At 72.7% G+C, this 14,446-nt stretch carries 7 protein-coding genes; 5 read left to right on the plus strand and 2 right to left on the minus strand.

What is annotated here, in order from left to right:
* Positions 1-229 precede the first annotated feature (229 nt).
* From E0L36_RS06820 to E0L36_RS06835, 4 genes are all read left to right on the plus strand, one after another.
* Positions 230-685 carry a tellurite resistance TerB family protein gene (locus tag E0L36_RS06820; protein ID WP_180927908.1) on the plus strand — a complete coding sequence of 152 codons (456 nt, stop codon included), beginning with the start codon at positions 230-232 and terminating at the stop codon, positions 683-685.
* 1,342 nt (positions 686-2,027) lie between these two features.
* The gene (locus E0L36_RS06825; protein WP_180927909.1) at positions 2,028-4,916 is read left to right on the plus strand and encodes a LuxR family transcriptional regulator; all 2,889 of its coding nucleotides are present in this window, start codon (positions 2,028-2,030) and stop codon (positions 4,914-4,916) included.
* A gap of 291 nt (positions 4,917-5,207) precedes the next feature.
* Entirely contained in the window at positions 5,208-5,981 is a 774-nt protein-coding gene (locus tag E0L36_RS06830) for a thioesterase II family protein (protein WP_180927910.1), read from the plus strand.
* 238 nt (positions 5,982-6,219) lie between these two features.
* Complete coding sequence (locus tag E0L36_RS06835; protein WP_180927911.1) at positions 6,220-9,108, plus strand: LuxR family transcriptional regulator; 2,889 nt, start codon at positions 6,220-6,222, stop codon at positions 9,106-9,108.
* A gap of 99 nt (positions 9,109-9,207) precedes the next feature.
* Here E0L36_RS06835 and E0L36_RS06840 read toward each other — a convergent pair whose 3' ends face one another.
* A complete protein-coding gene (locus E0L36_RS06840) occupies positions 9,208-9,849 on the minus strand; it encodes an endonuclease (protein WP_180927912.1) in 642 nt (213 codons plus the stop codon).
* Between the two features lie 332 nt (positions 9,850-10,181).
* Between E0L36_RS06840 and E0L36_RS06845 the strand changes: the two genes are divergently transcribed.
* A complete protein-coding gene (locus E0L36_RS06845; RefSeq protein ID WP_180927913.1) occupies positions 10,182-12,680 on the plus strand; it encodes a type I polyketide synthase in 2,499 nt (832 codons plus the stop codon).
* Between the two features lie 243 nt (positions 12,681-12,923).
* On the opposite strand, the gene E0L36_RS06850 is transcribed toward E0L36_RS06845, so the two are convergent.
* The gene (locus tag E0L36_RS06850) at positions 12,924-14,087 is read right to left on the minus strand and encodes a polyprenyl synthetase family protein (RefSeq protein WP_180927914.1); all 1,164 of its coding nucleotides are present in this window, start codon (positions 14,085-14,087) and stop codon (positions 12,924-12,926) included.
* Between the last annotated feature and the right edge of the window lie 359 nt (positions 14,088-14,446).

The raw sequence follows: 14,446 nt of genomic DNA on the forward strand, positions 1-14,446 counted from the left end.
CGTGCGCTCCTCACCGGGCAGCCGGGTCGCCGCGCGCTCCCAGGAACCCGGCGGCACCACGTCCACGGCGGGCTGAGCGCGCCACCGGACGGGGCGCGGGCCGGGTGGATCCGGCGAGGTCGCGAGGTGTCCCCGAAGGAGGGACGGAGCGTCAACCGCCGCTGGTTCGCCGGGCCTTGCTGATAGATTCTACGCCGCTGTAGATCACATCCCGTCTCGGAGGACACGCATGGCGCTGTGGGACCGGCTCAAGGAATCGGCCTCGACGATGCAGTCGCAGCTGAACGCGAAGAAGAACGACCTCAAGAGCGGTGCCTTCCGCGACGCGAGCATGGCGATGTGCGCCCTGGTAGCGGCGGCGGACGGCTCCATCGACGACGCGGAGCGGCGCCGGGTCGCCTCGCTGATCAGCACCAACGAGGTGTTGCAGAACTTCCCCGCCGACGACCTCCAGCGGCGCTTCGAGGACTACTGCGGCAAGCTCCAGGCCGACTTCGAGTTCGGCAAGGTCAGCGTGCTCCAGACGATCGGCAAGGCCAACAAGAAGGACACCGAGGCGCGCGCGGTGGTGCAGATCGGCATCGTGATCGGCGGCGCCGACGGCGACTTCGACCAGTCCGAGCGTTCCGTGGTCCGCGAGGCCTGCCACGCCCTCGGCATCCCGCCGGAGGAGTTCGACCTCTGACGCACCCCGCGGCCCCGCTCGCCGGGGCCGCCCGCTGCCGTGGCTCCCGTGCCGCCGCGCCCCACCCGACGACGGTGGGCGCGGCGGCACGGCTGGTTCCGGCACCGGCCGCCCCGGCACCCGCCGCCCACCGCGACCCCGGCCCCCACGACGCCCGTCAGCAGACCCCGGCAGCCTCGGACCCCCTGCCCCGATCGCCCTCTCCGGTCACCCCTCCCTCCTCCAGCCCCTCCCCGATCTCCCTTGCCACGCCCGCCGGTTGACGCGGCCACCCGCCCGACGCGCCCACGTGCGCGGACGGGTGACCCGCCGTCTCCGTCGCCTCAGCTCCTCAACCGCCGGGCCATCCACTCCCGTTGGCTCTGATTCGCTCGCGCTGTGAGCCGACCGCGAGATCCCTGCCGGTCGCCTTCGCCCGCACTGCGCTGACGCGAGGCGGAGACAGGCGTCGCGCTGGCTGGCACCGGGGCGCGGGGGTGAACGAGCGCCGTCTCGCGTGAGCCGGCAGTCGGACCGTGCGCGGCCCTCCGTTCACGGCGCGGGACTCATCCACTGGAGGTCCGGAGTGTGGTGGTACGCGGGGATATCACAGGAGGGCTCCTCGTTCAGTAAGGAAGCGTTATTCCGTGCTGAATGGGCTGGCGTGGTGCCGTGGTAGCCGAATGGGGACAGCGAATGACTCGCGGACGTCCCGGTGTTCCCGGATTGAGGTCACCCGGCTGACCACGAGTGGGTCAGTGAAATGCTGGCCGAGCCCGCCCTCCCCGGACACGGGGTGCTGTTGTGAAGATAGATTTGACCCCAGGGGTTCGCCCCTGCCATTCCCCTGGCCCTTTCTACTGGGGTCCGGTATTGAGGTGTGCGGGCTTTCGCTGTTTCTCGACGAGGCGGTTCTTCCCGGAACGGACGTCGCTCGCGTGTCGGCGTGCCGAAGGTGCTGTTCCGGACCTGATTGAGCAACCATTCAGTAACTTCCGTTCCTGTAACGGCAGTCCCGTCTGAGCGAAAGATGAGCTAGCCTGAGCCGGGAGTTGACCCGAGGGGGCGCGGCAATCGCGGGGTTAATGATCCACTTACCCTCGGATCGCTGGGACGTGGTGTCGGCGACGGATGATGTGAACCCTGGAATCCGACGTATTTCTGACAGCGTATCCGTCCCGATCTCACTCGTCCCGTGAGTCAATCAATGTTGGGGGCTTATCAGGAGTCATGGCGGTGCGCATCTCAGGTTGAGGTAAGAGTACGGGCGCGACCGGTTCCGCTTGCTGGTCGCGTATGACGATTCAGGCTGTGTTCAGTCTGAGTAGATAGGCGATTCATTATCATGCAGCAGGAATCTGCCGTGCGATGTGATCCCTCGCGACTCATCGAGCGACGCCACCACATTCAGTTCCTGGACACCAGGTTGCGTTCCGGGAAGGACAGCAGGGGCGGATTCGTTCTCGTAGAGGGCGCTTTCGGTACTGGAAAGACCGCGTTGCTCAACTCGGTCCGAAGTTCCGCGGAGCGTGAGGGGTTCGTCGTGCTGCGTGCAAAAGGTAGTCAGTTCGAGTCCGGTTTCCCCTACGGTATTGTGCGACAGCTCTTCGAGGAGACGCTCGCCGCCGTAACCGCCGAACAGCGCGCTGCCCTCCTGGATGGACAAGCAGTGTTGGCCGCGCCACTGTTCGACTATCAGGAACAGTCAGACGTAGGTGATGTGGGGGAGCTGGGAACGGGAGATCCAGAATGGGAGGAGCCGGTCCGGCGCGGACTCCATCAGCTGATCGTCAATCTCTCCAGTGCCGCACCCGTGGTGCTACTGATCGACGACCTGCACTGGGCTGACGAGGCGTCCCTGCGTTTCCTGCGTCATAGCGGCAGTCGGCTGGAGGAGCTTCCGGTTCTCTGCTGCGCCTCCGCCGTCGACACCCGTGGCGATCGGCAACTGGCCGACGCGCGGGCCTCTCTCGATGTGGTATCTCCGCTGCGTCTTCCCGTGGGACCTCTCACCGAGACGGCCGTGACGGACGTCCTCGGCACGCACGCCGGTGTGTCTCTGGAGCCCGAGGCGGTACGTGCCCTCTATCGGATGACATCCGGTAATCCCTTCCTCTTACGTGAACTCGTCACCGAGGTACGCCAGGAGCACGGTGACGAGGCCCTCCGGGATCCCCACGTCATCGCGCGAGCCGCGCCGCGGGCCGTCGCCCGCGCCGTGCAGGACTGGATCCAGTGCGCTCCGGCTGAACGAGCCAGTGCCGCCCTGGAGTTGGCCTCGGCCCTCGCGGTCCTGGAGGCTGCCAGCGGTGTCAGTCAACTGGCCGGGTTGGCCGGACTCGGTGACCAGTCGGCCGAAGACGGGGTCGCCGCCCTGCGTGACCTGGGCATCATCTCTCCTGACTCGCCCTTGCGCTTCACCTCCCCGGTCGTCCGCAACGCGCTCTACGAGCAATTGCCGCAGTCCTTCCGCTACCGGGTGCACTGGTCCGCCGCGCAGTCCCTGGACGAGGCGGCCGCCCCGCCGGAACGCGTCGCCCAGCACCTGCTGCACGCCCCTCCGGTCAACGACGATGGCCGTACCGCGCGTATCCTCGTCGCCGCCGCCACGACCGCCCTGCACGAAGCGGACCACTCCCTCGCCCTCGCTCTCTTCCGCCGAGCGCTGCGGGAGTCGGTTCAGGATGAGGCCCTCCCCGAGTTGCTCGCTGGGCTGGGTGAGGCCGAGGCGCGTCTCGGTGAGCCCGGCGCCATCGAGCACCTCACCCGTGCACTGGAGCTGACGGAAGAGCCCATCGCGCGGGCCAGGGTCGCGCTGCATCTGGGACGGGAACTCAGCGAGGCCGCCTGCTTCGAGTCCGCGATGAAGGTGCTCCGGACCGCGCACGACGATGTGCGGGAGGTCGACGAGGAGTTGGCCTTATGTCTGCAATCCGAGTTGGTCCTGCTGGAGCAGATGCTCCCTGACAAGGCTGACAGGGGGACCCGGGGCGCTGAGCTCCGGGACCGAGAGCCGATCGAGGGCCCTGGCTCCATGGGTTCCACCTTGACCGGTCTGGCGAGAAGGGCCCTCCAGGCGTTGCTCAGTGGGAAGTCCGGGCAGGAGGTGGAGGCTCTCTGCGATGAGGCCCTCGCCCGCGCCTGGCCCTTCCCGGAGGTGGTGGAAGACCCCTCGGAGGTCGTGTGGCCACTTGCCTTCTCCCTGCACTGCTGTGGTCGGCTGTCCGATGCCCGGACGGTGCTGGACGACACCATCCAGCACGCGGTGTCCCGGGGGTTCGACGCGCGCTCAACGGATCTGCGGGCGTTGCGTGGGATGGTGAACCTCGCACGGGGCATGCTGTCCGAGGCGGAGAGCGACGCCGCCGCGTTTCTGCGCGAGGATGACACGCCCGAACGTTCCATGATCCGGCCCTACGCCACCTACACCCTGACGGAGCTGCTGCGGCTACGGGGGCAGCCGGAGTTGGCGGCGGGAGTACTCGCACGGGAGGGGGTCGCCCGCGAATCGACCTCCCGTCGTACCGAACCGCTCATGTGCGTGATCGCGCGTGGGCGAATACGGATGGGGAAGGGTGAAGTCGAGGCGGCTGTACGGGACTTCACGCACGTCATCGAGAGGCTGGGACAGGCCGGGCTGATCAGCCCGGCGTTCAGCCCCGCCGCGGCCAAGGCGAGGGGGCTCACCATGCTGGGCCGCCACGCCGAGGCGCGGCGGATCGCCGGTTCCTTCCTGGACGAGGCCAGACGGTTCGGTGGGGCGACCGTTCTGGGCCGGGGACTGGCGACCTTCGGGCTCACCATGCGGGGGCCGGAAGGCGTCGCGTACCTGGAGGAGGCCGCACGGGTACTTGAGGGTTCCTCCGCCGTGATGAGCCGGGTGGAGATCCTGCTCCACCTCGGCTCGGAGCTGCGGCGCAACGGGCAGTTCGCGCGCGCCCGAAAGCACCTGCGCGTCGTCGTGGACCTGGCGGAGAGCGCGGGAGCCGTTCACTACGTCAAACGGGCTCGTGAGGATCTGGCCGCGATGGGCGTGCGGCTCCGTGAGCCGGCCCGGACCGGGCCGCCTCCGGGGCTCACCCCGCGCGAGTACCGGGTCGCCGCACTCGCGGCCGGGGGGAAGCGGAACCACGAGATCGCCCGCATCCTGTTCGTCACTGTCAAGACCGTCGAGTGGCACCTCAGCCAGGTCTACCGGAAGCTCGGGATCGCCTCGCGCGCGGAGTTGGCCCACTCGCTGTCCCGGTACTGACCCCAGGAGGACCACCGGGCCCGCCGTTTCCGCACCCCGGTAGCCGCCCCCGGGCTGGGGTGGCGGCCGGGGCTCTCCCCTCGGGAGGCGGACGACCCCGGAGTCGAGAATCGCGCCAGGGGTCGCGCCCCCGGGGAAGACCCCAGCCAGGGTGGGCCCCCACCGGTGGACGGCCGCCGAGGCGCGGGCCGGGCCCCGGCGGCCACCCAGCCCAGCACGGCCATCCAGCTCACACGGCCGTCCAACTCAGCACAACCGTTCAGCTCAGAGAAGAAGGAGCGAGTGACACCCATGCCGCACCCCGGTGACCAGCACAGCCAGTGGATCAGGGGCTTCGCGGCCGATCCGGTGGACGCCGTCCCGCGCCTGCTGTGCTTCCCGCACGCCGGTGGTTCCGCCTCGGCCTACCACCCGCTCGCCACCCGGCTGGGGCGGGCGGCGGACGTGCGGGCCGTGCAGTACCCCGGCCGTCAGGACCGGCTGCGCGAGCGGCCCGTCGACTCCCTCGACGCCCTGGCGGACCAGGTGTTCGCGCGGCTCACCTCCTGGACCGACCGGCCGCTGGTGCTCTTCGGGCACAGTATGGGCGCCGTCCTCGCCTACGAGGTGGCCCGGCGGCTGGAGGAGCGCACCGCCACCCCACCGCTGGCCCTGATCGTCTCCGGGCGGCGGGCGCCGTCCGTCGTGCGGGAGGACACCGTGCACCTCCGCGACGACCAGGGGGTGCTGGAGGAGGTGCGGCGCCTCACCGGCACCGACCCCGGCCTGCTCCGGGACGAGGAGGTGGTGCGTATGATCATGCCGTCGCTCCGCGCCGACTACCGGGCCATCGAGACCTACCGGCACCAGCCCGGCACCGAGCCGCGCTGCCCGGTCACCGCCCTGGTGGGAGACGCCGACGACCGGGCGCCGGTGGAGGACGTCCGACGGTGGGCCGACCACACCCGCGGCGAGTTCGCGCTGCACGTGCTCCCCGGCGGCCACTTCTACCTCAACACCCAGTGGGACGCGGTGGCCGAGCGGGTCCTCGACCGCCTGGCCGCGATCACCTCCGGGACCACCTGAGACCACGGGCGTTCGGGGCGCCACCCGCGCGCGGTGGCGCCCCGGAAGCAACCGTTCACCGGGCCATCGACGTCGCACCTGACTCAACTGACCCGCTGGTACCGGGAACTGGCATACCGTCACCTGACGTCCGGTAGGGCGCGAAGGCCCGATCCGGCACGGGTCCCCAGCGGGGAGGAAAAGGGGCATGTACCGCGGCGGGTCCGACTCACCGGACCAGAAGAGGTAAGAACGACACATGAGTACAGAAGACCCTGTGCTGATCGAACGAGACCGTGAACTACGCATCACCGATGGCGCGATCCGGAGCTGCCTCCAGCGGAACGGCCAACTCCTCGTCGTGGAGGGGCCGTCGGGGCACGGAAAGACCACCGTCCTCACCTCACTGCGGGACAGCGCCACCCGCAAGGGGTTCACCGTCCTCCAGGCCCGCAGCATCGAGTTCGAGAGCGGGTTCTCCTACGGCGTGGTGCGCCAGCTCTTCGAGGGCTGGCTGACCTCCGTCACCGAGGAGGAACGCCGGCGCGTGTTCCGCGGACCCGCCCGGCTCGCCGCGCCACTCTTCGACTACGGCGCCCAGGACCCGCTCGGTGACGAGACCGAGAGCCAGCACTCCCACCTGTACGGGCTGTACTGGCTCTGCGCGCACATCGCGGAACTCCGCCCCGTCGCGCTGCTGATCGACGACATCCGCTGGGTCGACCAGCCCTCCCTGCGCTTCCTGCACTACCTCACCGCCCGGCTGGACGACCGTCCGCTGCTCCTCGCGATCAGCACCGATCCGGCCGAGCGCGGGCGGCAGGCCGAGATCACCCGCGCGATCGTGGCGCACCCCGCCGCGCACCTGCTGCGGCTGGAACCGCTGAGCGAGACGGCCGTCCGCGGTTACCTCGCCGAGACGCTCGGCGACTCGGCCGCCACGCGCTACGCCCCCGCCTGCTACGCGTCCACCGGCGGAATCCCTTTCCTGCTGCGGGAGTTGGTGGACGAGATCGGCACCGCGCGACTGGACCGGCCCGACCTGCCCGCCAGCGCCGTCGCGGACCTCGCCCCGCCCAAGGTGGTGCGCCGGGTGCTGCGTCAGCTCAGCGGCCTGCAACCCACCGCAACGGCACTGGTGGAGGCGGTCGCGGTGCTGGGCACCGAGGCCGACCTCAAACACGCCATCGACGTGGCCGGACTCGACCAGTCGGCGGTCCCCGAGGCGCTCGGCGCGCTCGCCGACGTGGGTCTGCTCGCCTCAGACCTGCCGCCGCGCATCGTCCATCCCGTCGCCCGCACCGCGATCTACCAGAACCTGCCCCTCAGCGCCCGGAACCAGGGGCACACCCGGGCCGCGCGGGTGCTGGCCGAGGCCGCCGCGCCGATCGCGGAGATCGCCGACCACCTGCTGCGCGCGCCGGTCGGGGGCAACTCCGAGGCCGTCGCCGTCCTGCGCAAGGCGGCCCAGCGGGCCGTCGGCGACCGGCGCGACACCGTGGCCGTGGGTTACCTGCGGCGGGCCCTCCAGGAGTCGCTCACCCCGCGCGAGCGCGCGGAGGTGCTCGTCGACCTCGGCCGGGCCGAACTCCGTGGCCACCAGCCGGAGGCGCTGGACCACCTCTACCAGGCCATGGAACTCAGCGACGACCCCACGGCCCGCCGCAAGGTCGGGCTGGAGCTGGTCGCCGCCCTCGCGGTCACCGCCCGCAACGAGGACGCCGCGCCGCTGCTGGAGCTGCTCCGCAAGGAGGTCGACGAGGACGACGTCGCCCTCACCAACATGCTGGACGCCGCGCTGCTCTCCACCGCGCAGCCCACCCCCGACCTCCGCCCACTCGCCCAGCTGCAACTGCGCAGCCTGGGCGGGAGCGCGGCGGTCGACCCCGGCCTGCGCCAGCTGCTCACCGCCGAACAGGCCCTGGAGGCGCTGCGGCAGGGCGAGCCGGTCATCGACGTGCTCTCCACCGTCGAGGAGATGATCAAGGGCGCGTTCAGTGAGGGGGTCCGGCTCCACCTGCACGACCTGGGCGCGCACGCCTGGTGCCTGGTCGCCTTCGTCCTGGTCCAGTGCGACCGGCTCGCCGAGGCGGACCGGCTGCTCACCCTGGTCCTGGAGGAGGTCTCGGCGCGCGGCATGTCCCTCGTCGTCGACGCCACCTACTGCCTGCGCTCCTGGGTGCGCCTCCAGACCGGGCGGCTCTCCGAGGCCGAGAGCGACGCCCGGAACGTGCTGGACCGGATCACCCACGCGAACGTCGCGGGCTCGGTCACCGCGTTCGCCGTGTCCGCCCTGGCCGAGACGCTCATCGCCCGGCAGGAGCTGACCGCCGCGCGTGCGCTGCTCCACCAGTACGAGTGCCACGAGCCCGGCAAACACACCCTGCTCTACTCGCCGTTCCTCTTCGCCCAGGGGCGGCTGCACGCGGCGCTGGGGGACCAGGACGCGGCCGTCGAGGCGTTCGTCCAGGGCCGGAAGCTCCTGGAGGCCCACCAGCTCGCCCACCCCGCGCTGGCCTACGCCAGCGAGGCCGCCGTCGTCCTCGGACGGGCCGGCCGCACGGCCGAGGCCGCCGAACTCGTCGACGCGCGACTGCTCCAGGCCCGCGAGTTCGGCGCCCCCCGGGTGATCGGCGGAGCCCTGCGGGTCGCCGGGCTGACCACCCCGGAGCAGCGGGGCGTCGAACTGCTGGAGGAGGCGGCCGACATCCTGGAGCGGACGGGCGCGCGCCTCGACCACATCGGGACCCTGCTGGACCTCGGCGCCGCGCAGCGGACCGCCGGGCGTCTCTCCCAGGCCCGCGACACCCTCACCCGGGGGATGGAGCTCGCCCGAGCCTGCGGCGCCTGGGCCCTGGTGAAGGGGGCCCGGGCGGAGCTGTCGGCGATGGGGGTGCGCGTGCGGGTCACCGAGGCCACCGGGGTGGACGGACTGACCTCCCAGGAGCGCCGGGTGGCCCAGCTCGCCACCGAGGGCAAGAGTAACCGGGACATATCGCACGCCCTGTTCGTCACCATCAAGACCGTCGAGTGGCACCTGAACCGGGCCTACCGGAAGCTCGGCATCACCTCACGCGAGGAACTCAAGGGGGTGCTCGCGGGCGAGCACGGCGGCGCTCGGTGCTGCGCCAGCTGCCGCGCCCGCTAGCCACCCCGGGAACCGGTCCCGCTGACCCGGCACCGCCCACCCGGTCGCCGGTTCCACGTGGTGCGCCCCCGCGCTGGTGGGGGCGCACCACGGCGGCGTTCAGACGCGCGTCAGCACGTCCCGCGCCACGTCCTCCCGCAGCGCCGCCCGCACGAGGGCCGCCGCCAGCTCCTCCGGGCCGTGCCCGTCGGTCAGCCGGGCCAGCCGCGCCGGGTCGGTCGGCAGCCGCAGTCGCTCCGCCCCCTGGAGCGCCTTCGCGTCCAGGTACGGAGCGGCCTCCGGCCAGACCGCCTGCGCCTCGCGCAGGAAGATGTCCACCCCGACGGGCCCGAGCCCCGGCACCCGTCGCAGCCCCGCGCGGAGCGCGCCGACGTCGCCCCCGGCCGCGGCGCGCAGCCGCCGCAGGTCGCCGCCGTACTCCTCCTCCAACAGCGCCGCCCCGCTGCCTAGTTGGGTGGCGGTGCGCTCGTCGTAGCGCCGGTACCCGCCCCTGCCGAGCGCGTCCACCCGCCGCTGCCAGGTCGCCTCCCGCATCCGCCGCGGAGTGCGCAGCCCGTCGGCGAACAGCGCCCGCGCCGAGGCCACGGCGACCGAGGCGCGGATCCGGGCGCTGAGCAGCAGACTCAGCACCAGCAGCTGGTACAGGGGCTGTGGGGTGTCACGCAGCCGGACGCCCGCCTCCTCGGCGTAGGTCCGCCCGTATCCGTCGAGCAGGGCCGCCGCGGTGTCTCGTGTGGTCATAGGTCATCTCCCGTGTCTCGCGGACACCCCCCGGGTGCCCCGGCACGGCCGCTCCCACGCCTCCACCACCCCGCCGCCCACCGCCGAGGCGCACCCGCCCGCCCGTGTCTGGGGTGGTGCCGGGGCCGACCTCAGGGGGGACCGAGCGCCGCTCCTCGCACAATCGGGACCGCGATCTGGGGTGCCGCGCCATCCGCGCGGCGTGGTGTGGCAGGCGCCGGAGCGGGAGTGGGGAGCGGGGTATGACGGTCGACAGTCCGAGGGGGGCGCACACAGGTCACCGACCCGGTGCGGACCGTGGTGGGGACCGCGCCGGCAGGACCCCGATCGCCGTGGTCGGCGTGGCCTGCCGCCTCCCGGGCACCCACTCACCTCATGACATCCGGGAGCGGCCGCTGGACGGGCGCCACACCCGGTCCGGGCTCTCGCCCACCCCGGCATCGGCGGCCGGGGAGACCGGGACGGCGCCGCACACTGGCGCGTCCGAGCACGCGGACGGATTCGACGCCGCGTTCTTCGGAATCCGCCCACGCGAGGCCGCGACCATGGACCCCCTGTCGGGGGTGCTCCTCGAACTCGCCTGGGAGGCGCTGGAGGACGCCGCCGTCGTTCCGGCGGCGCTCCGGGGCTCCAGGATCGCCGTCCACGTGGCCGCCCACTGGGACGACGTCCGGATGGCGCTGGAGCCGGGACACCCGCCTGCCGCCGACTCGAAGACCCACCGCGCCTCCCCGGCGCACCTGGTCGCCCAGGCACTGCGGCTCAGCGGCCCCCGGCTCACCCTCGGCGCCGGAGAGCCGTCCACGCTGCTGGGCGTGCGGCTGGCGGCAGCCGCCCTGAGCGCGGGCGAGGTCACGGCCGCGCTCGTCGGCGAGGTGCGCCGGCGCGCCGGCGCACCCCACGGCGGCATGCTGTTCCTGAAGACGCTGGAGCGGGCACGGGCCGACCGCGACTCGGTGTACGCCGTCCTGCGCGGCGGCCGGGAACACCAGCCCGTCGCCGCGACGGGCCCTCCGGTTCCGGCGCGGGGCGCGCGCCCGTCCCATCACCCGGCCCCCGCTCGGGCGTTCGTGCCGTCGGCCGGGCGGCGTCGCGGCGCGGAGGCGCCGGTGCTCACTCCGGCGGGAGCGGGTCCCAGGCTGGCCCCCACCGCGTCGTGGACCGCCGCCCCTCTTCTGGTGGGCCTTTCCGGTTCCTCCACGCGCGTGGAGGAGACCAGCGGAATCCTCGGCCTCCTCCGGACGGTCCTCCGTGCCCCGTACGGCGGCCGGCCACCACGACGCTCCCGGGGCTCCACCCAGCGTGGCGCGTCGGCGAACTCTCGAGGCCCACACCGGAGTACGGGCCGGGAGGACGGCCCAGGGCCCGGCCGCCCGGAAGCTCCCGAGGCCCGGTCCCCCGGGCACGACGGCGACTGGCACCTCGCGGCGGCCCGAACCACCGGGGCCGGGGGAGCCGGCGGCGCGGGGGCGGCGGCCCGGACACTGCCCTGGATCTTCTCCGGGAAGAGCGTCGAGGCGGTGCGGGGCCAGGCCGCCCGGCTCTACCATCACCTGCGGGAGCGCCCCTGGACGCGAGTGGAGGACGTGGGCTGGTCCCTGGCGTCCACCCGCACGCAGTTCGGCTACCGGGCCGTGCTGCTCGGCGCGGAGCGCGGTGAACTGCTCTCGGGGCTCGCGGCGTTGGCCTCGGAGCACGGCACCCCGGTGGTTCGCGGCGGCGCGGAGTCCCTGGAGGACGTCCCCGGCGCGGGCACGCGGCCGGTGTTCGTCTTTCCCGGGCACAGCACGCACTGGCCCGGTATGGCGCGTGAACTCTACGGCCAGGCCCGGGCGTTCACCGAGGCGCTCGACGCCTGCTTCCGGGCGTTACGCCCGTACGTGGACTGGGATCCGCACACCGTGCTCGACGGCCGGATGGACCATGCCGAGGTCGCGCAGCCCCTCTCCTGGGCCGTGATGGTCGCGCTGGCCCGTCTCTGGCAGGCGTACGGCGTCCGCCCGGCCGCCGTCGTGGGGCACGGCCCCGGGGAGATCGCCGCTGCCGTCGCCGTCGGAGCGCTCTCGCTCGATGACGGAGCGCGCGTCGCGGCGCTCGCCTCGCGGGTGCTCGCGGCCGACCACGGAGGGAAGGGCGGGATGCTGTCCGTCGCTCTCCCAGCCTCGGAACTCCACGACCACCTCGCGCGCGTGGGCGGCGGGATCGGGTTCGCCGCCCTCAACAGCCCCTCCCAGACGGTGGTGTCGGGAGAGCGTGAATCCCTGGAGCGGCTGCGCGCGGATCTGGTGGCCGGGAACGTCTCCGCGTGGCTGGAGCCCGTGGACTACGCGGCACACTCGGCGCGGGTGGACGCCGCGCTGGCCGAACTGCGGGGCGGGTTCGAGGGCGTCACGCCCCGCGCGACGGGCGTGCCAATCGTGTCCACCGTCACGGGCGGCAGGCTGAACGGATCGGAGCTGGACGCCGCCTACTGGTGCGGCAACCTGCGCGCCGGCGTGCGGTTCCACGAGGCCGTCACCACCCTCGTCGACGAGGGGCACTACGCCTTTCTGGAGATCAGCGCCCATCCCGTGCTCGGCGGCTCCGTGGCCGAGGTGGCGGAGTCAAGTGGCCGCGAAATCACGGTGGTTGGCACGCTGCGCCGCGCTGACGGCGGTCTCGCCCGGTTCCTCGACGGAGCCTCCCGCGCCTGGGCGGCGGGCGTGGGTGTGAACTGGCGGCGGGCGTTCGACGGCCTCGACGTGAGCCGCGCCGACCTACCCACGTACGCCTTCCAGCGCCCCCGACAGGGGCTTCCCGGAGGTACCGGGCTGGAGGGGCGCGACGGGTGACCTCGCGGCTCTGGCCGCCGGGCGGCGAGCCCTCCGGTGACTCCCCGGCACCGTGTTGGGGTGACCGGGGAGCGCCCTGTCGGGACACCGTCCGGGCCCCGGCACCGCGCGTCCGCCCGCCACGCCGCGAGCCCCCGCCGCCCCGGCCCCGGTACCTGAAACCCCGTGGCCAGTCCGGTGGGCGCGGCCTGGGGGCCGGGCGACTCCCGGCTCCGGACGGGGAGTTGGGCGGATGGCGCGCCGTCAGGCGACGCGGCCGGTGAAGACGATCCGGTGGGCGAGGTCACGCAGCGAGTCCGCGCACGCCACCGGCGGCAGCAGCCGCTCCAGCCGCCCCCACGCCTCGTCCAGGAGCGTCTCGGCCTCGGAACGGCACCGCTCGGGAACGTCGTACCGGATCAGCAGGTCGGTCGCCGCGCGCACGGTGGAGGGGTCGGCGCCGCCCTCCCGGACCGCGCCCCACACCTCCGCGAGGTCGTGCTCCGGGACGAGCCCCACCGCGCACACCAGCGGCATGGTGACCTTGCCGTTGAACAGGTCCTCGCCCACCCGCTTGGTGAGCGCGCCGGTGCGCGGGACACCGATCAGATCCGCCACGTCGTCGGTGATCTGGTAGGCGGTGCCCACCGCCGTACCGAACGACGACAGCGCCGCGGTGAGACGCCGGTCGGCGTTGACCATCACCCCGGCCATCGCGAGCGCCGCGCCCACCACCGCGCCCGACTTCAACTGGTGCGTCAGCAGCAGCAGTTCCCGCAACTGGTCGGCGTTGCCGGAGTAGACCGCACGGTCCATCTCCTCCCGGTGCCCCTCGATGTCCAGCGCCTGACCCGCGTGCGCGCTGCGCACCGCCCCCAGGTAGTGGTCGTACAGCACGGCGCGGAGCTCCGCGTCGTCGCTCGCGATACGCCGGATGACCCGGTCGACGGCGAAGTACGCGCTGGTGCCCGCGTTGATGGCGGTGGCCGTGCCGTAGACGACGTGCGCGGCCGCCCGGCCCCGGCGCAACGGGGCGGCGTCCTGCACGTCGTCGACGATCAGCGAGCCGGTGTGCAGCAGCTCCACCGCGGCCGCCAGGACGTCGAGCTGTTCCGTACGGCAGCCGAGCACCTCGGCGAAGGTGACCACCATGCTCAGCCGCCACTGACGGCCACCGGCCTCCAGCAGATGGCGGACCGGCCCACCCAGCACGTGGTGCAGGCGGTCCGCGAGGCGCAGCCGGGACGACTCGGACAGCGCGGCCCACGCCTCGTCACAACAGAGCAGGTCCCGGGCGTACTCCGGGCGGCAGGTGGGCGGGTACAGCTCCTGGATGTGCTCGCCGAGCCGCTGCGCCGCGGTGGCGGACCGGCCCTCCAGGGCCGAGGCGGTCGGTTCGTCGGACGGGGGACTCGCACGAACTGTCACGTCGGGGACTCGTCCTCTTTCGGTCTTGCGGGGTGCCCCGCTCGGGAGAGCGCGAGCGCGGGGGAGCGCCGTGCGGACGGTCACCCGGCCCGCGCGCCACGGGGAGGACGAGCAGTATCCAACGCCATGGCGGCAATTGGGAAAACGGGCGGAAACCGGGAGGGAAGACGGGAGAACCGGATGGGGTGGACCACACCCCGTCTGACCGGGCGTGATCCTCCGCCGCGCGCCGCGCTCCTCCCCGGCGGTGCCGCCGCCCACCCACCGGGTCATCCGTTCGTGTGGGCGGAGTTCGGGCCCGGCCCGTACCAAAACGGCCCTTTCTCACTCGGAAGTGGGAATTTATGCGTGCACGGTCG

Source organism: Streptomyces sp. AJS327, from assembly GCF_013450295.1.
In the GTDB taxonomy this organism is placed as follows: Bacteria; Actinomycetota; Actinomycetes; order Streptomycetales; family Streptomycetaceae; genus Streptomyces.